Source organism: Variovorax guangxiensis (assembly GCF_003952165.1).
Taxonomy (GTDB): domain Bacteria; phylum Pseudomonadota; class Gammaproteobacteria; order Burkholderiales; family Burkholderiaceae_C; genus Variovorax; species Variovorax guangxiensis.
Genome location: NZ_RXFT01000004.1, coordinates 165,540 through 185,156 on the forward strand (window position 1 = coordinate 165,540; position 19,617 = coordinate 185,156).

Genomic DNA, 19,617 nt, shown 5'->3' on the forward strand with positions numbered 1-19,617 from the left:
TGCGCCGAGATTTTTTGTGCGCTGGCTTCTGATCACTTCGAGCTATTGTTGAAGTTGAATCCTAATGAAATGAATTGACGCTTCGGTGGCGATGCTGGCAGAGAGGTTGTAGCTTGATAGTTTTTCATTTTGGGCTGTTGAGCAAGGACGAATTAACGATTGATTTCGATGAAGAGGGTGCTGGTTTGCTTCTCTCGAAAATCTCTGCATTGATAGATGGAATAAGGAGTGTCGAGCATGTCGGCTCTCTTCATTTGTTTCGAAATGATCTGGAGGAAGCGATAATTGAATTGAGGCTTGGCGTGCTCGATCGTCTCGAAATGAAGAAAAATTCGTTGTTCTTGGAGATAGGCTTGGATGCTTTGGGGTATGCGCTCCATCAGTTGACTGAATTCCTGGAAAGGGGCTACTTCTTTCCTTCCGAATTCTGGAGTTTTTCGAGAGAAGGTCGAAAATACGATACGCAGGTTTTCTTCGGAAAGCTCTCCTCGCGGGAGTGACTCCTTCGCCTCCGGCTTGAGAGGGCAACCCGAACGCTACGTGGATCTACCCTTCAGCATTGCGCGCACGACAGACGTCCCCTAGGCAAAACTCCCCATTGATTTGTTCGCCGCCATAGCCACAGGCTTCGGCGCCTCTACATCTGCTGTGTTCGGGTTTCCGATAACTAAATCACCTTGATTTAGTCCCTCCGCTGCCCGATAGTCCCCTTGCGCCCGGACGCCCGCTTCCCATCACGCGATCCGGATCCAAAACCGCAGGCGCAAACCAACCGCCCGCCCAAGGAGACAACCCATGCACACCAGCCCCCGCTCCATCCTCGTCCTGGCAGCACTCTCCCTCGCCGCAGCCTCCGCGTCGACCGCAGCCTTCGCCGCCGACCAGCCCGTCATCGGCCTCGTCACCAAGACCGAAACCAACCCCTTCTTCGTGAAGATGAAGGAAGGCGCACAGGAAGAGGCCAAGAAGCAGGGCGCCAAGCTGCTCTCCGGCGCAGGCAAGGCCGACGGCGACAACGCCGGGCAGATCACCGCCATGGAGAACATGATCGCCGCTGGCGCCAAGACCATCCTCATCACGCCGAGCGACGCCAAGGCCATCGTTCCCGCGATCAAGAAGGCGCGCGACAAGGGCGTGATGGTGATCGCGCTCGACAGCCCGGCCGATCCGCCGGATGCGACCGACGCGCTCTTCGCCACCAACAACTACACCGCCGGCGTGCTGATCGGCGAATACGCCAAGGCCGCGATGGCGGGCAAGCCGGCGAAGATCGTCGCGCTCGACCTGCTGCCGGGCCACCCCGTGGGCGCGCAGCGCCACAACGGCTTCATGAAGGGCTTCGGCCTGCAGGCCAACGACGCGAAGTCGAACGAGCTGTCTAAGGCGCCCGAGATCGTCTGCATGGCCGACAGCTACGGCGACCAGGCCAAGGCGCAGACGGTGATGGAGAACTGCCTGCAGAAGGCGCCCGACGTGAACCTGGTCTACACCATCAACGAGCCCGCCGCCGCCGGTGCGTACAACGCACTCAAGCGCGCCGGCAAGGAGAAGGGCGTGATGATCGTGTCGGTCGACGGCGGCTGCCAGGGCATCAAGGACACGGCCGCCGGCATCATCGCCGCGACCTCGCAGCAGTACCCGCTGAAGATGGCTGCCATGGGCGTTGCCGCGGGCGTCGAGTACGCCAAGACGGGCAAGAAGGCTTCGGGCTACGTCGACACCGGCGTGACGCTGATCGCTGGCAAGAGCGTGGCGGGCGTCGACAGCAAGGACACCAAGACCGGTGCCGAGCTGTGCTGGGGCAAGAAGTAAGCAGCCGATCTGACGACGAATCTCAGGGAGGCACATCTCGATGGCGAAATCCGCATCAGCCACGCACCACATCCCGTGGGGCGCCCTGGGGCCGTGGCTGGCCCTGCTGGGCGCATGCATCTTCTTCGCGACCCAGTCCGACCGCTTTCTCACGGGCGGCAATCTCTCGCTGATCCTGCAGCAGGTGATGGTGGTCGGCGTGATCGCCATCGGCCAGACGCTGGTGATCCTCACGGCGGGCATCGACCTGTCGTGCGGCATGGTGATGGCGTTGGGCGGCATCATCATGAGCAAGTTCGCCACCGAGCTCGGTCTGCCGGCGCCGGTGGCCATTCTCTGCGGCATCGGGGTGACGACGCTGTTCGGCCTGCTCAACGGCCTGCTGGTCACGCGCATCAAGCTGCCGCCCTTCATCGTGACGCTCGGCACGCTGAACATCGCCTTCGCGATCACGCAGCTGTACTCGTCGTCGCAGACCATCACCGACCTGCCCGGCGGCCTCACTGGCCTGGGCACCACCTTCACCATCGGCGGCGCCGAGGTGGCTTGGGGTTCGGTGCTGATGGTGGTGCTCTATTTCCTCGCGTGGTTCGTGCTGCGCGAGACGGCGGCGGGGCGCCACGTCTACGCCGTGGGCAACAACGCCGAGGCCACGCGCCTCGTGGGCATCCCGACCCAGCGCGTGCTGCTGGGCGTGTACGTGATGGCGGGCGTGCTCTACGGTATCGCCTCGCTGCTGTCGGTGGCGCGCACCGGCGTGGGCGACCCCAACGCGGGCCAGACCGAGAACCTCGATGCCATCACGGCCGTGGTGCTCGGCGGCACCAGCCTCTTCGGCGGCCGCGGCATCGTGCTGGGTTCGCTGATCGGCGTGCTGATCGTGGGCGTATTCCGCAACGGGCTCACGCTGATGGGCGTGTCTTCGATCTACCAGGTGCTGGTGACTGGCATCCTGGTGATCCTGGCCGTCGCGGCCGATCAACTCTCGCGGAAAGGGGCCCGCTGATGACCGCCGCAGCAAACCCCCGCAAGATCGTGATGCAGGCCAAGGGCCTGGTGAAGCGCTACGGCCAGGTCACGGCGCTGGCCGGTGTCGACTTCGAGCTGCGCGAAGGAGAGATCCTCGCGGTGATCGGCGACAACGGCGCGGGCAAGTCATCGCTCATCAAGGCGCTGTCGGGCGCGATCGTGCCCGACGAGGGGCAGATCCTGCTCGACGGCAAGCCGGTGAATTTCCGCAATCCCCTGGAGGCGCGGCGCGCGGGCATCGAGACGGTCTACCAGGACCTGGCCGTGGCGCCCGCCATGACCATCTACGAGAACCTGTTCCTCGGCCGCGAGCTGCGCCGGCCCGGCTTCATGGGCAACGTGCTGCGCATGCTCGACAAGAACAAGATGCTGCGGGAAAGCACCGCGCGCATGGCCGACCTGAAGGTCGGCATCCAGTCGATGACGCAGGCGGTCGAGACGCTCTCCGGCGGCCAGCGCCAGTGCGTGGCGGTGGCGCGCAGCGCGGCCTTCGCGCGGCACGTGGTCATCATGGACGAGCCCACCGCCGCGCTCGGCGTGAAGGAGGGCAACATGGTGCTGGAGCTGATCCGCCGCGTGCGCGACCGCGGCCTGCCCGTGGTGCTCATCAGCCACAACATGCCGCACGTGTTCGAGGTGGCCGACCGCATCCACGTGGCCCGCCTCGGCCGCCGCGCGGCCGTGCTCGACCCGAAGAAGATCAGCATGAGCGACACCGTCGCCGTCATGACCGGCGCCATGCCGCCCGACCAGCTGCCCGCGGAGGCGCATGCCTGATGCGCACGCACCGGCTGCTGCGCGCACGCCCGACCTGCTGCGGCCCCGCGGCTCCAACCAGGTCGGCATGCGCCAGTTCAACGAGCGCACGGTGCTGCAGGCGCTGCGCGTTCACGGCAGCCTGCCCAAGGCCGACCTGGCCCGGCTGACCGGGCTGAGCGCGCAGACCATCGGGCTCATCACGGCGCGGCTGGAGGAAGACGGGCTCATCGTCAAGCAAAGCCGCGTGCGCGGACGCATCGGCCAGCCTTCGGTGCCGCTGGCGCTCAACCCCGACGGCGCCTTCGCCATCGGCATCAAGGTCGGCCGGCGCGGTGCCGAGTGGCTGCTGATCGACTTCGCCGCGCAGGTGCGCGAGCGCCACGCCGTCGGCTACGACTTTCCCGATGCCGACGCGCTGCTGCCCGCCATCGCGCAGCACATCCACCGCCTGCGCGACGGCCTGGGGCCGCTGGCCGCGCGCAACGTGGGCGTGGGGCTGGCCGCGCCGTTTCTGCTCGGCGGCTGGCACCGCACGCTGGGGCTGTCGAAGGCGCAGTCCGACCTGTGGAACCAGATGGACCTGGCCGCCGAGGTGCGTTCGCGCATCGACCTGCCGGTGAGCTTCGCGCGCGACACCGTGGCCGCCTGCGTGGCCGAACTGGTGGGAGGGCGGGGGCACGACCTGAAGAGCTTTCTCTACATCTTCGTCGACACTTTCGTGGGCGGCGGGCTGGTCATCAACTCGCACCTGCACACCGGCGCGCATGGCAATGCGGGCGCGCTGGCATCGCTGCCGATGCAGCCGCCGGGCACTCGCGGCGCGCTGCCGCCGCAGCTGGTTGCGCAGGCGTCGCTGTGGGAGCTCGAACAGCGCCTGTCGGCCGAAGGCCTCGATCCCATGGCCGCCTACGACGACCGCGCGCTGCAGCCGCCTTTCGCGCAGACCACGACAGCCTGGCTGGCCAGCGCATCGCAGGCGCTGGCGCATGCCATCGTGTGCGGCACCGCCATGCTCGACCTGTCCGACGTGGTGGTGGACGGCTCCATGTCACGCCCGCTGCTTCAGGCGCTGCTCGACCAGACCCGCGACGCGCTCGACCACTGCAACTGGGAAGGCCTCTGGCAGCCCCAGCTGCATGGCGGCAAGGCCGGTGCGCAGGCCTGCGCGCTCGGCGGCGCGATGCTGCCGCTGCACGCGAACTTCGCGCCGGACCACGACGTGTTCCTGAAGGCGGCCTAGGCTGTTCGACGTGATCGCGCGAGGCTCAGTGCCTCGGCGATCAGCGGCTTGACCGTCTCGAAGGTCTTCGCGCTCGGGTTGATCACGCTGACCCAGTACATCTTCGCGTACAGCGGATGCGGCATCAGCGTGTCGAGCGCGGTGTAGTCGGGCGCCGTTGGTTGCTCGCCGAAGAGCGCGCGGAACGTTTCCTTGCCCACGCCGAGGTTCAGCCGGAACACGCCGGCGCGGTCCAGCTTCGAGGCGTTGTCGAACTCGTTGTCCTTCGTCACGATGGTCGCGAAAGGGAACTTGTCGTCGCCGTCGTGGAAGAAGAAGGTGTTGTCGTCGGCGATCTGGAAATGGCCGCCGGCCAGCATGTCGATGATGTGTTGGGTGATCGCGTCTTCGGTCATGGGCGCGATCTTGCCCGGATTCTCATCGGGAAGTCGGCCAGCGCCGCAGCCCCAGTTCGTCTGCCAGCTGCCGGTAGGCCTTGATCTGCGCCTGCACATAGTCGTCGAGCGCGGAGCCGGTGAGGGCGAAAGGGTAGAGCCCGTGCTGTTCGCGCAGCGATGCATAGCCGGGCGCAGCGCTCGCCTCGCGGAACGCGTTGGACCAGGCGCGCACGGCGGCATCGGGCACGTCCGCGCTCAGGTAGAGGCCGCGCACCGTGGGCCAGACCAGGTCCACGCCTTGCTCGCGCGCGGTCGGCACGCCGGTGAGGGCGCCGCCCAGCCGGTTCTCCGACAGCACCGCGAGCAGCCGCACGGCCGCTCCGCCCGCGATGGCCTGGAGTGCTTCGGCCGCATCGCCCGGAAACGCGTCGACATGCCGCCCCTGCAATGCGCTCAGTGCGTCGCCGCCGCCCTCGAAGGAGACGAAGCGCATCGCCTTGTGGTCTCGTCCCGCGGCGCGCACCAGCAGCGCGGCCTTCACCCAGTCCTGGCTGCCTACCGTGCCGCCCGCGCCGAAGGCGATGCGCGACGGGTCCTGCCGCAGTGCGGCGACAAGGTCCTGCAGGCGCCTGAAAGGCGAATCGCGGTGAACGGCGATCACACCGTAGTCGGTGCCCAGCGTGGCGATCCAGCGCACGGCCGAGGGCGAATGCGGTCCGAAGCGGCCTTGGGCGAGGTTGAGCAGCGAGCCGCTCGAGAACGCCACCAGCGTGCCCGGCCCGCCGAGCTTGCCGGTGGCGATGCGGTCGAAGGCCACGGCGCCGATGCCGCCCGGCAGGTAGCGCTGCGCGAGCGGTGGGCGCGTGGGGCGCACGGCCTGCAGCGCGTCGCGAGCCAGGGCGCAGGTCAGCGCGAAGCCGCCGCCCGCCTTGGCGGGGATCACGCAGTCGGCAGCTTCTTCGGAAGGATCGCCCGCGGCCATCGCGCGCATGCCGAATGGCGGCGCGAGCAGCGCACACAGCGCGCGCAATGCATGGCGTCGGTTGGAGGTAGCGGAGAAAGGCATGGCGGCGGGCCCGTCAGTCGGAGGCCGGGGCCGATGAAGCGCGCGGCCACCAGATGATCGCATGCAGCCCCGGGCCGGTTTCGCGTGCCTCGAGCCGCAGTTCGCCCCGGTGCCGCTGCGCAATGGAGCGCGCTATGGCCAGCCCGAGCCCGAAGCCGCCCTTGCCGGCGCGTGCGCCACGCCGGAAGCGCTGGCCCAGCGCGGCGCGTTCCTCCTCGTCGATGCCCGGGCCGTTGTCTTCCACGTTGAGGCTCCAGCCCGCGGCGTCGCCGGCAGCAAAAAGCGTGATCGTGCCTTCGGCTGGCGTGTAGGCGATGGCGTTGCTCACCAGGTTGCCCAGTGCCTCGCGCATCAGCCCGCGATCGGCCACGGCGGGGAATTCAGGCGCGGGTGAATGGACGCCCAGGTCGATGCCCAGATCTATGCGTTTTGCGCGCGCCAGCGGCAGCAGGTCGACGGCCACTTCGCGCAGCAGCCCCGCCAGATCGAATTCGGCGGGCTCCACCGGCACCGTGTCGCTGCGGCCCAGCGCCAGCAGTTGTTGCGCGCTGCGCGTGGCGCGGCCGATCTCGGTGCCGAGCGCATCGAGCGCCACCTGCACCTGCGCCGGGTCTTCTTCACGACGTGCGTAGTCGGCCTGCATGTGCAGCGTGGTCAGGTGCGTGCGCAGCTGGTGCGAAGCGTCGTCGAGGAACTGGCGCTGCTGCGAAACCAGCTCCTGCGTACGCGACATCTGCTGGTTGACGGCAGCCACCAGCGGCCGCACCTCGGCGGGCAGGTCGGTCTCGGCGATGCGCGTGAGGTCGTCGCTGGTGCGCGCACCCACCTCGCGCGCCAGTCGCGAAAGCGGGCGCAGCGCCGCCGCGAGCGCGATGGCGGTGCCGCACAGCAGCATCGCCAGCACCAGCCCGTCGCGCAGCGCCGCGCTGCGCACGAAGCGCGCGCTGAATTCCTGGCGCGAGCGCGTGCTCTCGCCGACCTGGATCAGCACGCTGCGCCCTGTGCTGCCGGCCGGCGCACGGTCGAGGTCGCGGCGGTAGGCCGCGAGCCGCACGGCCTCGCCGAAGTAGGTGGCGTCGTAGAAGGCCGGCACGCCCATCTTCAACTCGGCGGGCGGGGCGGGCAGGTCGGCGCTGCCCAGTTCGACCAGCCCGTCGGAGGTCGAGACGCGGAAGAACACCTGTCCGCTCGCCGTAAGCTCGAAGAACTCGAACATCGTGTAAGGCAGCTCGACGGAGAGCCCGCCCGACGCGGTCGAGATGTTGGCGTCGATGGACTTGAGCGCGCCCAGCAGCGAGCGGTCGTAGGCGGCGTTGGCGGCGGCCAGCGCGTCGTGCCGCGTCATCCACAGCTCCAGCGCGGTCACCACGAGCAGGGCGGGAAAGAGCAGCAGCGCGAGCCGCTGCCACAGGCTCGCGCGGCGCAGGCGGTTGAGGATGCCCTGCGTCACGCTCACTCAGTCTGCTTCCAGCACGTACCCAAGCCCACGCAGCGTGACGATGCGCACGCCGCTGCCGTCCAGGCGCTTGCGCAGCCGGTAGACGAAGACCTCCACCGCCTCGGGGTGCACTTCTTCGTCGTCGGAGAACACGCGCTCCAGGATCTGCTGCTTCGACAGCGGCTCGCCGCTGCGCTGCACCAGCACCCGCAGCACCGCCAGTTCGCGCGGCGAGAGCGCCAGCGCCTCGCCGTTGAGCGTGAAGTGCCGCCGCGCGCCGTCGTACACCAGCGGGCCGCAGGCCTGGCGCGGATGCTCCACGCCGCGCGCGCGGCGCACCAGCGCATGCAGCCGCGCCTCGAGCTCGGCCAGCGCAAAGGGCTTGGCGAGGAAGTCGTCGGCGCCCGCGTTGAGCGAGGCCACCCGCTCGTTCACCGAATCGCGCGCCGTGAGGATCAGCGCCGGCAGCCGCTGGTCGCGCTCGCGCAGCCGCTGCAGCACCGTGTGCCCGTCGAGCCCTGGCAGGCCCAGGTCGAGCACCAGCGCGTCATGGTCGCGCTGCTGCAGCGCCCGGTCGGCCAGCCGCCCGTCGTCCACCCATTCGACCTGGATGCCCGCGTGCTCCAGCGCCTTGCACAGCCAGGTGCCCAGGGTGTGTTCGTCTTCGGCCAGGAGAATGCGCATGGCCCGATGCTAGAGCCGACGGGGCTCAATCTGGCTTGATGTTTGCCCTTGCGATGACCTTCTGCCAGCGTGCCTGCTCCGACGCGATGAACTGCGCGAACTGCTCCGGCGTGCCGCCGATGGCTTCCGCCGCGTCGTTGGTCAGCCGCTGCATCGAGTCGGGCGACTTCACCGCCTTCATCGTCTCGGCCGAAAGCTTGGCGAGCTGCGCCGGCGTGATGCTGGCCGGCGCGAGCATGCCGTACCACTGCGTCATCTCGAAGCCCGGGAAGCCCTGTTCGGCCACGGTCGGCACGTCGGGCAACTGCGGCAGGCGCTTGGCCGAGCCGGTCGCGATGCAGCGCACCTTGCCCGCCTTGATGAACTGCAGCACCGCTGCCGCGCCGATGGCCGAGGCGTCGAGCCGGCCCGACAGCAGGTCGGTCACCATCGGGCCGGTGCCCCGGTAGGGCACGTGCAGCATGAACACGTCGGCCGTCATCTTCAGGTACTCGAAGGCCAGGTGGCCCGCGCTGCCGTTGCCCGCCGAGCCGTAGCTGAGCTTGCCCGGCTTCGACTTGGCGTAGGCGATGAACTCCTTCAAGTTCTTCGCCGGCACGTCGGGATGCACCACGTAGAGGCTGGGCACCTTGGCCAGCAGGCTCACGGGCTTGAAGTCCTTGTTCGCGTCGTAGGGCAGCTTGGCGAAGATGTACGGGTTGACCGCCAGCGTGCCGATGTGGCCGAGGATGATCGTGTGCTGGTCGGTGGCGCGCGCCACCTCGCCCATCGCGATGTTGCCGGCCGCGCCCGGCTTGTTGTCGACGAACACGCTCTGCCCGATGGTGCGCGAGAGTTCGGCGGCGGTCGAGCGCGCGACGATCTCCGAGCTGCCGCCCGGCGCGAAGGGCACGACGAAGCGGATCGACTTGCTGGGCCACGCGTCTTCGGCGAAGGCCATCGAGGGCAGCAGGCCGCCGAGGGCTGCCGCGCCGCCGGCCTGGAGCAGGCCGCGGCGGCTCAGGCGGGTGTCTTGGGGGAGGAGGGGTGCGGACATGGTGCTTGTGTCTCCAGCGCTTTTTGGATTGAAAGCGCACATCGTGCCCGGGGGATGCTGTCGGAATGCTGTCAGTCGGGTCAGATCAGGTTCCGCATCGCCTGCGCCGTCTCCCGAAGCACCGGCAGCACCCGCGCCACCGCATCCTCCGAGCTCTCGTGCCCCATCGGCATCGTGATGTTCAGCGCGCCGACCAGCGTGCCGTGCCGGTCACGCAGCGGCACCGCGATGCCGCGCGAGTTCAGGTCGAGCTGCTGTTCGGACAGCGCCCAGCCCTGGGCGCGGATGCGCGCAAGTTCGAGCTTCATGCGCTCCATGCTCGCGATGGTGTGCGAGGTGAAGACGGTGAGCTTGCGCGTGGTGAGCCACTCGTCGAGCTCGGCGTCGCTGCGCAGCGCCAGCATCAGCATGCCGGAGGCGGTGACCTGCGCCGGCACGCGTGCGCCGAGCACGTAGCCGGTGCTCATGCTGCGGTTGGGTCCGTTGCGGGCGATGTAGACCACCTCGTCGCCGTCCATCACGCTGAGGTAGGCGATCTCGTTGGTGCCGGCGGCCACACGCTGCAGGAAGGGCTGCACCACGCGCGGCAGGCGGGCCGACTCCAGGTACGACTGGCCCAGGCGCAGCACGCGCGGCGTGAGCCAGAACAGCTTGCCGTCGCTGGCCACGTAGCCCATGTGCTGCAGGGTCAGCAGGTAGCGCCGCGCGGCGGTGCGGGTCATGTTGGTGCGCTGGCCGGCCTGGCTGGCGGTGAGGCGCGGGTTGGCGTCGTCGAAGGCCTCGATGATGCTCACGCCGCGCTCCAGGCCGGCGATCCAGTCGCGCTTGTCCAGGCCGGGAGGCGGTGCCGGGTCGTGATTGCTGTCCTTGCTCATGGGCGGAAGTGTGATGTGTGCGGAAGGGTTCGAGTTTGCAATTGGTGCAGGTGAAAACCCTTGAATTGATCGATCATTGAATTCTAAAGATCGATAGTCGCACGTTTTGATGCCCCAAAGGCTGCAGGGATTGGCTGGAGGGACTATAAAGCTCGCCATCCGCCCTCCAAAAGAGCGATTGACGAACGGAAGCACGCACATGAGCCATTCCATCAGCGGCAGCACCCAGGCCTACCTGATCCCCGGTGACCCGGTTCGCAACGTGCGGCTGCCGCGCATGTTCAATGCGGCCTTCGAGCGCTACGGCATCGACGCCGTGCTGCTGCCCATGCAGGTGCCGGTGCGCGACTTCGCGGTGTTCTTCAAGTCGGCCTTTCTCGCGCGCAACGTGCGCGGCATGGTGATCGCGCCGCCCCACAAGCCGCTGGTGGTCGATCTGCTCGAAGGCTGCGGCCTCTTCGGCCGCGTGGCGGGCTCGGTCAACGTGGTGCGCCGCACCGAGGGCGACCAGCTCGAGGGCGATCTCTTCGACGGCGAGGGCCTGATAGGCGCGCTCGACCACTACAACATTCCCTTCCGCGGCAAGCGGGTGCTGATTTTGGGCGCGGGCGTGAGCGCCGCGGCCATCGGCGTGGCGCTGGCCGAGGGCGGCACGGTCAACGGCGCGGCGCACATCGCCATGTACGACAAGGCAGCCGGCAAGGCGGCCGGTGTGGCGGCCAAGCTCGACGCCTTCTTCGACGCGAACGTGGTCGCCGCCGACAGCAACGCGCCCGAGGGCTTCGACCTCGTCATCAACGCCACGCAGCTGGGGCTGAGCGACGACGACGCGGCGCCGGTCGATGTGGCGCGCATGGACAGCCACGCCGCGCTCTTCGACATCCTGCTGCGCAACCAGCCCACGCCGCTGGTGCGCGCGGCCCGTGCGCGCGGGCTCAATGCGCAGGCCGGCTTCGAGATGCTGATCCAGCAGATGCCGCACTACTTCCGCTACTTCGGCCACATGGATGCGGCGGATGCGATGACGGCCGACGCCGATTTCCTGCGCGAAATCATCTATCCGCCCGCGATGCACGCCGAGATCGCGCAGCCCTTGTGCTATCGCTCCCCGAGCGTGGTGTAAATGGCTCACCCCCAGGCTTCGCGCACTTCGTGTCGCTTCGCCAACCCCCTTGCAGGGGGCAATGCCTGCGGCCCGGCAAAGCCGGTTCCGCGGCATTCCTGGAAGAAACCTTCGACCTTTGACTGCACAGATTGATCCACCAATGATTTCCGGCAAATCCACCCTCATCGCCCACATCGGCTTTCCCACGGAGGCCTTCAAGGCTCCGATGATCTACAACCCCTGGTTCGACAAGCACGGCATCGACGCCGTGGTCGTTCCCATGGGCGTGAAGCCTGAGGACTACGCGGTGTCGCTGCCGCAGATCTTCAAGTTCAGCAACATCCGCGGCGCGCTGGTGACCATGCCGCACAAGGTGACGACGATGTCGCTGGTCGACGAGGTGACGCCCACCGCGCGCGTGGCCGGCGCCTGCAACGCCATCCTCAAGCGCCCCGACGGCACGCTGCTGGGCGACCAGTTCGACGGCGCCGGCTTCGTGCGCGGCGTGGAGCGCAAGGGGCGGCTCTTCAAGGGCACGCGGGTGCTGGTGTCGGGCGCGGGCGGCGTGGGCTCGGCCATCGCGGCGTCGATTGCCGCCGCGGGCGCCGCCGAGTTGATGCTGTTCGACATGAGCGAGGCTTCGGCCAACGCGCTGGCCGCCCGGCTGCGCGAGCACTATCCGCAGATGAAGGTGACCACCGGCTCGAAGGACCCGGCCGGCTACGACGTGGTGGTCAACGCCACGCCGCTGGGCATGAAGGAGGGCGATCCGCTGCCCTTCGATGTCGACCGCATCGACCCTTCGACCTTCGTCGGCGAGGTGGTCATGAAGACCGAGTACACGCCGCTGCTGCAGGCCGCCAAGGCCAAGGGCTGTGCGGTGCAGGTGGGCACCGACATGCTGTTCGAGATGATTCCGGCGTACCTGGAATTCTTCGGCTTCGGCACCGCCTCGCCCGAGGAGCTGCGCGCCGTGGCGCAACTGAAATACTGAAAAAGAAAGGAAGGCTCGCCCGATGAGCATTTTCGAAGGCTTCCTCTCCACATCCGAAACGCTCGGCGCCTTCAGCGACCGTGCCTTCGTCGACGCCATGCTGCGCTTCGAGGCCGCGCTGGCGCGCGCGCAGGCGGCCGAGGGGCTGATCCCCGAAAGCGCCGCCAACTCCATCGTCAGCAGTTGCAAGGTCGAGCTGTTCGACGTCGCCAAGATCGTGCGCGAGAGCGGCCGTGCCGGCAGCGTCGCGATTCCGCTGGTGAAGGCGCTGCGCGAGGCCGTGGGCCTGTTCAACGCCGAGGCCGCGCAATTCGTGCATTTCGGCAGCACCAGCCAGGACGTGATCGACAGCGCGATGGCGCTGGTCACGCGCGAGGCGGTGGCGCTCGTCGAGGCCGACCTCGCCAAGGCCGCCGACGCGCTGCTGCGCCTGGCCGTGACGCATGCCGAGACGCCGATGCTCGCGCGCACGCTGATGCAGCCGGCCTCGGTCACCAGCTTCGGCTTCAAGTGCGCCGGCTGGGCCGCGCCGCTGGTGCGCAGCCGCATCCGCCTGCGCGATGCCGCGAAGCACGCGCTGCAGCTGCAGCTCGGCGGTGCCATCGGCACGCTGGCGCAGATGAAGGGGCAGGGCGCTGCCGTGCGCAAGCGCATGGCCAGGGAACTCGGCCTGGGCGACCCCGGTGCGACCTGGCACACGCAGCGCGACGAATGGGTCGCGCTCGGCTGCGAGCTCGGCCTGATGACCGGCAGCCTGGGCAAGATCGCGGTTGACATCTCGCTGCTCGGGCAGTACGAGGTGGGCGAAGTCACCGAGCCCAGCGAGCCGGGGCGCGGCGGCTCGTCGGCCATGCCGCACAAGCGCAATCCGGTGGCGTCGATGGTCGCCATCGCCGCCGCGCACCGCGCGCCGCAGCGCGTGGCCGCGTTGCTCGGCGCCATGCCGCAGCAGCACGAACGCGCCCTCGGCGCCTGGCAGGCGGAGCTGGGCGAATGGCCGCAGCTGCTGATGTCGGCGCACGGCAGCGTGCGCGCGATGGCCGGCGCCTTGCCCGGCCTGCAGGTCGACGCCGCGCGCATGCGCGCCAACATCGACCGGCTGCGCGCCGAACTCCCGCGCGACGCGGCGGACGAATGGTTCGCCCCCGCGCTCGCCCACGAAGCCGGACAGACCGCGCTCGCCGAAGTGAAGGCGCTGCAGGCCCGGCTCGACGCACACAAGGAACTCTCTCAATGACCACCCCCGAAAACCCGCCCGTGGAGCCCGGCGCCTATGAAGCCGGCCTCGTCAACCGCCGCCGCGTGCTCGGCGATGCCTGGGTCGACAAGTCGCTGGCCAACCGCAACGGCTTCAACGCCGAGTTCCAGGAGCTCATCACGCGCCATGCCTGGAACGACATCTGGGGCCGTCCCGCGCTGGGCGACAAGACGCGCCGCTTCATGGTGCTGTCGATGATGCTGGGTATCCACGCGTACGAAGAATTCGCGATGCACGTGCGCGCCGCGCTCGACGGCCCGCCCGAGTCGCGCCTCACGCCGGACGAGATCAAGGAAGTGATCATGATGGCCGCCATCTACTGCGGCGTGCCCGTGGCCAATCACGCCTTCGGCATTGCGACGGGCATCCTGCGCGAGAAGGGCCTGCTGCCGCCGCTGGCGCAGTGACCGCGCCGCCTGCTCCAGGTAGGGGACGAACGAAGGGCCGCTTCGACGTCACCTTTGCGCTGCTGCTGCCGCTGCTTCTCGCAGCGCAGCCCGTAGCCACCGACAGCTATCTTCCCGCGCTCCCCGCCATCGCGAAGGAGCTCGGCTCGGCCAGCACCAGCCTCACGCTGTTCGTGCTGGCCTTCGGCTTTGCGCAGCTGCTGTGCGGGCCGCTGGCCGACCGCTTCGGGCGGCGGCCGGTGCTGCTGGCGGGGCTGGGCTGCTACGCGCTCGCGGCGCTCGGCGGCGCCTTCGCGGGCAGCGTGGCGCTGCTCGCGGGCTGGCGCACGCTGCAGGGCTTCTCGATGGCGGCGATCCTCGTGTGTTCGCGCGCCGCCGTACGCGACCTGTACCCGGCGCACGAAGGCCCGCACGTGATGGCGCGCGGCCTCACCGGCCTGGGCATCGTCGGGCTGATGGCGCCGCTGCTCGGCGCGTGGCTGGTGCAGGGCGCGGGCTGGCGCTGGGTGATGGCGGCGATGGCGCTCTACGCCGCGGTGCTGTTCGCTCTGTGCTGGCGTTCGTTCGGCGAAACGCGCCGGCCCCTGGGCGAGGGCGAGTCGTCCGCGCCGCGCGGCAGCACGCGCGCCGTGTTCGCGAGCCGCTCGTTCCGTGCCTGGGCCTCGGTGGCGGCCACCACCTACGGGGGCTTGTTCTGCTTCCTGCTGCTCTCGCCGATGGTCTACATCGGCTACCTGGGCTGGTCGCCAGCCTGGTACGGCTGGATCCCGGCCGGGGGTTCGCTGGTCTACATCTTCAGCACCACCATGTGCCGCAGCCTGCTGCGGCGCTACGGGCCTGTGCGCACGGTGAAGCTCGGCGCGTCGCTGAGCCTGGCCGGCGCCACCATCCAGGCGCTGGGCTGCTGGCTCATGCCGCTGAGCGCGGTGCCGCTGCTGTTCGGACACGCCGTCTACTGCCTGGGCCACGGCATCCACCAGCCCTGCGGGCAGGCGGGCGCGGTGGGCGACCTGCCGCACCTGGCGGGCCGCGCCGTGTCGTGGTCCGGCTTCGGCATGATGATGGTCGCGTTCTGCGCGGGGCAGCTGGCCGCGCGCTTCGTCGATGCCGATTATTCCAACGGCGCCTGGCCGATGGTCGTGCCCATGCTGCTGGCCGGCAGCGTGCTGGTGGCGATCGCGTTCTTCTGGCTGCCGCGTCTGCAACACCCGAAAAAGGAAACCACACCATGACCCGTTTGAATGTCGTTCGCGAGGGCGATGGCCCCATCGTCGTGCTCAGCCATGCGCTCGGCTGCGACCTGAGCATGTGGGACGGCGTGGCCGCGCACCTGGCGCGCGGCCACACGGTGCTGCGCTACGACCACCGCAACCACGGCGCCTCGGAGGTGCTGCCCGGCGAATTGCGCATCGAGACGCTGGCGCAGGACGCGGCCGAGCTCATCCGCCGGGAGGCGGGCGGCGAGCCGGTGCACTTCGTCGGCCTGTCGATGGGCGGCATGACGGCTCAGGCGCTGGCGGTGCGCCACCCCGAGCTGCTGAAGACGATCGTGATCGCCAATTCGGCTGCCCACTACCCCGACCAGACGCCCTGGCGCACGCGCGTCGAGACGGTGGCCGCCAGGGGCGTGGCCGCCATCGCCCCCGGTGCGGTGTCGCGCTGGATCACGCCGGCGTGGGCCGCCACGCCGGAAGGCGCGGAAGCCGCGAAGAAGCTGCACGACGTGCTGGTGCGCACCGACGCGCAGGGCTACATCGAGAGCTGCAACGCCGTCGCCGCCATCGACTTTCGCGAGAGCAACCACCGCGTCGCCGTGCCCACGCTGGTGATCGGCGGGCTGCAGGACGAGGCCACGCCGATGGCGATGTCGCAGGCCATGGCCACGGCCATTCCGCATGCCCGTCTGGAGACCATCGACGCCGCGCACCTGAGCGCCGTAGAGCGGCCGGAGGAATTTGCGCGGCTGCTGATCGATTTCTGGCGCAGCCTTTGAGCGGCCGGAGCCGGGGCGGCGGCCTAGGTGTATCCCGTATTTCGTGCGAATAACGGTTGAGTGTGATCGATGATCGATCAAACCGGCTCTGAATAGATTGTGACGTTGCCCGGGTGTTCCTAAAGTCCACCCCCATGCATCGCTCCATCGCCACCGTCTCGCTCAGCGGCACGCTCCGCCAGAAGCTCGAAGCCGTCGCCGCCGCCGGCTTCGACGGCATCGAGCTGTTCGAGGCCGACTTCATCAACTTCAAGGGCACGGCCGCCGAACTGGGCCGCATCGCCGGCGACCTGGGCCTGAGCATCGACCTGTACCAGCCGTTGCGCGACTTCGAAGGCATGCCCGAGGCGCAGTTCCGCCGCAGCCTGGAGCGCGCCGAGCGCAAGTTCGATCTGATGCAGGCCATGGGCGCACCGACGATGCTGTGCTGCTCCAACACCTCGCCGCTGTCCGTCAACGACCCTTCGCTGGCGGCCGCCCAACTGCACGAACTGGCCGAGCGCGCCGCGCGTCGCAACCTGCGCGTGGGCTTCGAGGCGCTGGCCTGGGGCCGCCACACCTGGCTTTACGGCCAGGCCTGGGAGATCGTGAAGCAGGCGAACCACCCGCACCTGGGGCTGATCCTCGACAGCTTCCACACGCTCTCGCTGAAGGACGACCCGGCCGGCATCGCGGCCATTCCGGGCGACAAGATCTTCTTCCTGCAGATGGCCGACGCGCCGCTGCTGTCGATGGACGTGCTGCAGTGGGCGCGCCATCACCGCTCGTTCCCGGGGCAGGGCGACTTCGACGTGGTCGGCTTCTTCGAGCAGGTGCTGCGCGCCGGCTACACCGGGCCGCTGTCGCTGGAGATCTTCAACGACATCTTTCGCGAGACGCCGAACCGCCGCACCGCGGTGGACGCGATGCGCTCGCTGCTGTACCTGGAGAGCGAAGCGCGCCAGCGCCTCGCCAAGCCGGCAGTGGCGCAGCAGGTGACGCTGTTCGACCCGCCGCCGGTGCCCGCGCTCTCGGGCCTTTCGTTCATCGAGTTCGCGGCCGACGAGGCTTCGGCCGCGACGCTGGCGACGCTGGTGAAGCAACTGGGCTTCCGCCGTATCGGCAGGCACCGCTCCAAGGCGGTGACGCTGTACCGCCAGGGCGAGATCAACCTGATCGTCAATGCGCAGCCCGATTCCTTCGCTCGAGAGCGCTTCGAGGCGCACGGCACTTCGGTGTGCGCGCTGGGCGTGCGCTGCGGCGATCCGCTGGCTGCGGTGGGCCGCGCCACCGCCATGCGCTCGCAGCGGCACGACAGTCCGGTCGGGCCCAACGAACTGCGTGTGCCGGCCATCGTGGCGCCGGGCGGCAACCTGATCCATTTCGTGCCCGAGGCGCTGGGCGCCAACGGCCTGTACGAGGCCGACTTCATTCTCGAAGACCAGGGCGCCGGCGCCAACGACGCGGGCCTGCAGCGCATCGACCACGTGGCGCTGGGCCTGGCGCTCGACCAGCTCGACACCTGGGTGCTGTTCACGCGCGCCGTGCTCGGCCTGGAGCCCGGCGAGAGCCTGGAGCTGGCCGACCCGTTCGGCCTGATCCGCAGCCGCGGCGTCGCCAATGCCGAGCGCAGCCTGCGGCTGGTGCTCAACGTGTCGCTGAGCCAGCGCACCCGCACCGCACGCACGCTGAGCGTGACCGGCGGTGGCGCGGTGCACCACATCGCGCTGAGCTGCTCCGACATTTTCGAGACCGCCGCGAAGCTGCGCGCCAACGGCACGCGCTTCGTTCCGATTTCCGACAACTACTACGACGACCTGGCCACCCGCATCGACGTCGAGCCCGCGCTGCTTTCGCGCATGCGCGACGCGGGCGTGCTCTTCGACCGCTCGCCGGCCGGCGACTACCTGCACATCTATACCGAGAGCTTCGAGGGCGGACTGTTCTTCGAGGTCGCGCAGCGCGTGGGCGACTACGACGCCTACGGCGCGCTCAATGCGCCGGCGCGCATGGCTTCGCAGGCACAGGACTGACAGGCCCGCCGGCGCATCGACAGATCGATTGACCGACAGAGCTGATTTCTTTTTTCACGTCACCACTGGAGACAACACATGGCAAGCAACACAGCCCGTGAGCCGCAAGGCAGGCACCAGTCGAGAAAGGCCGCGGCAAGCGGCTGGATCGGCTCGGCGCTGGAGTACTACGACTTCTTCATCTACGCCACCGCGGCGGCGCTGATCTTTCCGCAGATCTTCTTTCCCAAGGGCGACCCGACGACGGCCATCGTCGCCTCGCTCGCGACCTACGGCGTAGGCTACGTGGCACGCCCCATCGGCGCCTTCGTGCTCGGCCACTGGGGCGACACGCACGGGCGCAAGCAGGTGCTGGTGCTTTGCATGTTCCTGATGGGCTTCTCGACCGTGGCCGTCGGCCTGCTGCCGACCTACGACCAGGTCGGCCTGCTGGCACCGGTGCTGCTGGTGCTGCTGCGCTTGGTGCAGGGCTTCGCGGTGGCGGGCGAGATCTCGGGCGCTAGCTCGATGATTCTTGAACATGCTCCGTTCGGGCGACGCGGCTTCTTCGCGAGCTTCACGCTGCAGGGCGTGCAGGCCGGCCAGATCCTGGCGGCCGCCGTGTTCCTGCCGCTGGCGCACTACATGCCGGAGGACGCGTTCAACTCCTGGGGCTGGCGCATTCCGTTCCTGCTGAGCTTCCTGGTGATCGTGGCGGGCTACATCATCCGCCGCGAGGTGGACGAGACCCCGGCCTTCGCCGAGGTCGACAAGAAGGGTGAAACGGCCAAGGCGCCGATCATCCAGGCCTTCACCGACAGCTGGGCCGACATGCTGCGCGTGGTGTGCATGGCGCTGATGAACGTCATTCCGGTGGTGGCCACCGTGTTCGGCGCGGCCTACGCCGTGCAGGCCGCCTACGGCATCGGCTTCCAGAAGGACGTGTACCTGTGGATCCCGGTGCTCGGCAACATCCTGGCCGTGATCGTCATCCCGTTCGTGGGCAACCTGTCGGACCGCATCGGCCGCCGCCCGCCGATCATCGTCGGCGCGCTGGTCTCGGGCCTGCTGTCGTTCGTGTACCTGTACGCCATCAGCATCCGCAACGTGCCGCTGGCCATCTGCATGTCGCTGCTGATGTGGGGCGTGATCTACCAGGGCTACAACGCGACCTTCCCGAGCTTCTATCCGGAGCTGTTCCGCACCCGCAACCGCGTCTCGGCCATGGCCATCTCGCAGAACATCGGCACCACCTTCACCGCGCTGCTGCCGGCGCTGTTCGCCGCCGTCGCGCCTCCGGGCTCGACCAACGTGTGGTTCACCGTGGGTGCCATCACCTTCGCGGTGACGGTGCTCGCCGCCCTGGCCGCCTTCAGCGCCCGCGAAACCTACCGCATCCACATGCGCGACCTGGGCGACCCGAACGCCGTGCCGGTCGACAAGCAGGAATACGACCGCATGCGCGAGCAGACGCTGCAGGACGCGCGCCTGGCAAAGGCCGCGGCCTGAGGGGTGCTCGCAGGCGAAGACCTTTCGCCTGCCAAGGGTTGTGG

The 19,617-nt window shown here is 68.6% G+C and carries 19 protein-coding genes; 13 read left to right on the top strand and 6 right to left on the bottom strand.

From position 1 onward, the window contains the following. Positions 1–137 precede the first annotated feature (137 nt). The 5 genes from EJP67_RS11595 to EJP67_RS11615 all read left to right on the top strand — a co-directional run bounded on the left by EJP67_RS11595 (position 138) and on the right by EJP67_RS11615 (position 4,840). Positions 138–500, top strand: coding sequence for a hypothetical protein (locus tag EJP67_RS11595; RefSeq protein WP_126021856.1), 363 nt, complete (start codon positions 138–140; stop codon positions 498–500). A 295-nt stretch (positions 501–795) separates the two neighbouring features. Continuing rightward, on the top strand, positions 796–1,812 hold the full coding sequence (locus EJP67_RS11600; RefSeq protein ID WP_126021857.1) for a sugar ABC transporter substrate-binding protein: 1,017 nt from the start codon (positions 796–798) through the stop codon (positions 1,810–1,812). Between the two features lie 40 nt (positions 1,813–1,852). Next, a complete protein-coding gene (locus tag EJP67_RS11605) occupies positions 1,853–2,818 on the top strand; it encodes an ABC transporter permease (protein WP_126021858.1) in 966 nt (321 codons plus the stop codon). Beyond that, positions 2,818–3,618 (top strand): ATP-binding cassette domain-containing protein, encoded by an 801-nt coding sequence (locus EJP67_RS11610; RefSeq protein WP_126021859.1) that lies wholly within the window; start codon positions 2,818–2,820, stop codon positions 3,616–3,618. The genes EJP67_RS11605 and EJP67_RS11610 overlap by 1 nt, the downstream gene beginning before the upstream one ends. Then, positions 3,611–4,840: an ROK family transcriptional regulator gene (locus EJP67_RS11615; RefSeq protein ID WP_126021860.1), complete on the top strand. Its 1,230-nt coding sequence runs from the start codon at positions 3,611–3,613 to the stop codon at positions 4,838–4,840. Before EJP67_RS11610 ends, EJP67_RS11615 begins: the two co-directional genes overlap by 8 nt. Here the strand turns inward: EJP67_RS11615 and EJP67_RS11620 are convergent. The 6 genes from EJP67_RS11620 to EJP67_RS11645 all read right to left on the bottom strand — a co-directional run bounded on the left by EJP67_RS11620 (position 4,837) and on the right by EJP67_RS11645 (position 10,316). Next, entirely contained in the window at positions 4,837–5,235 is a 399-nt protein-coding gene (locus tag EJP67_RS11620) for a DUF6194 family protein (RefSeq protein WP_126021861.1), read from the bottom strand. The genes EJP67_RS11615 and EJP67_RS11620 overlap by 4 nt on opposite strands. Before the next feature lie 22 nt (positions 5,236–5,257). Further along, positions 5,258–6,283: a tripartite tricarboxylate transporter substrate binding protein gene (locus EJP67_RS11625; RefSeq protein ID WP_126021862.1), complete on the bottom strand. Its 1,026-nt coding sequence runs from the start codon at positions 6,281–6,283 to the stop codon at positions 5,258–5,260. A 13-nt stretch (positions 6,284–6,296) separates the two neighbouring features. Continuing rightward, on the bottom strand, positions 6,297–7,739 hold the full coding sequence (locus EJP67_RS11630) for a sensor histidine kinase (RefSeq protein WP_240650607.1): 1,443 nt from the start codon (positions 7,737–7,739) through the stop codon (positions 6,297–6,299). Then, entirely contained in the window at positions 7,740–8,405 is a 666-nt protein-coding gene (locus EJP67_RS11635; RefSeq protein ID WP_126021863.1) for a response regulator, read from the bottom strand. 25 nt (positions 8,406–8,430) lie between these two features. Further along, positions 8,431–9,441, bottom strand: coding sequence for a Bug family tripartite tricarboxylate transporter substrate binding protein (locus EJP67_RS11640; RefSeq protein ID WP_126021864.1), 1,011 nt, complete (start codon positions 9,439–9,441; stop codon positions 8,431–8,433). A gap of 80 nt (positions 9,442–9,521) precedes the next feature. Beyond that, entirely contained in the window at positions 9,522–10,316 is a 795-nt protein-coding gene (locus EJP67_RS11645) for an IclR family transcriptional regulator domain-containing protein (protein ID WP_126021865.1), read from the bottom strand. Between the two features lie 199 nt (positions 10,317–10,515). Here EJP67_RS11645 and EJP67_RS11650 point away from each other — a divergent pair, with 199 nt between their 5' ends. The 8 genes from EJP67_RS11650 (at position 10,516) to EJP67_RS11685 (ending at position 19,573) form a co-directional block, all read left to right on the top strand. Next, positions 10,516–11,439, top strand: coding sequence for a shikimate dehydrogenase family protein (locus EJP67_RS11650; protein WP_126021866.1), 924 nt, complete (start codon positions 10,516–10,518; stop codon positions 11,437–11,439). 142 nt (positions 11,440–11,581) lie between these two features. Further along, the gene (locus EJP67_RS11655; protein WP_126021867.1) at positions 11,582–12,415 is read left to right on the top strand and encodes a shikimate dehydrogenase family protein; all 834 of its coding nucleotides are present in this window, start codon (positions 11,582–11,584) and stop codon (positions 12,413–12,415) included. 22 nt (positions 12,416–12,437) lie between these two features. Further along, positions 12,438–13,652 carry a 3-carboxy-cis,cis-muconate cycloisomerase gene (pcaB, locus tag EJP67_RS11660; RefSeq protein ID WP_126021868.1) on the top strand — a complete coding sequence of 405 codons (1,215 nt, stop codon included), beginning with the start codon at positions 12,438–12,440 and terminating at the stop codon, positions 13,650–13,652. Further along, complete coding sequence (locus tag EJP67_RS11665) at positions 13,649–14,080, top strand: carboxymuconolactone decarboxylase family protein (RefSeq protein WP_126021869.1); 432 nt, start codon at positions 13,649–13,651, stop codon at positions 14,078–14,080. The genes pcaB and EJP67_RS11665 overlap by 4 nt, the downstream gene beginning before the upstream one ends. Beyond that, positions 14,077–15,312: a Bcr/CflA family efflux MFS transporter gene (locus EJP67_RS11670; RefSeq protein WP_126021870.1), complete on the top strand. Its 1,236-nt coding sequence runs from the start codon at positions 14,077–14,079 to the stop codon at positions 15,310–15,312. The genes EJP67_RS11665 and EJP67_RS11670 overlap by 4 nt, the downstream gene beginning before the upstream one ends. Then, a complete protein-coding gene (locus EJP67_RS11675; protein WP_126021871.1) occupies positions 15,309–16,073 on the top strand; it encodes an alpha/beta fold hydrolase in 765 nt (254 codons plus the stop codon). The genes EJP67_RS11670 and EJP67_RS11675 overlap by 4 nt, the downstream gene beginning before the upstream one ends. A 134-nt stretch (positions 16,074–16,207) precedes the next feature. Next, positions 16,208–18,085 (top strand): bifunctional sugar phosphate isomerase/epimerase/4-hydroxyphenylpyruvate dioxygenase family protein, encoded by a 1,878-nt coding sequence (locus EJP67_RS11680; RefSeq protein WP_126021872.1) that lies wholly within the window; start codon positions 16,208–16,210, stop codon positions 18,083–18,085. A gap of 78 nt (positions 18,086–18,163) precedes the next feature. Continuing rightward, positions 18,164–19,573 carry an MFS transporter gene (locus EJP67_RS11685; RefSeq protein WP_126021873.1) on the top strand — a complete coding sequence of 470 codons (1,410 nt, stop codon included), beginning with the start codon at positions 18,164–18,166 and terminating at the stop codon, positions 19,571–19,573. Positions 19,574–19,617 lie beyond the last annotated feature (44 nt).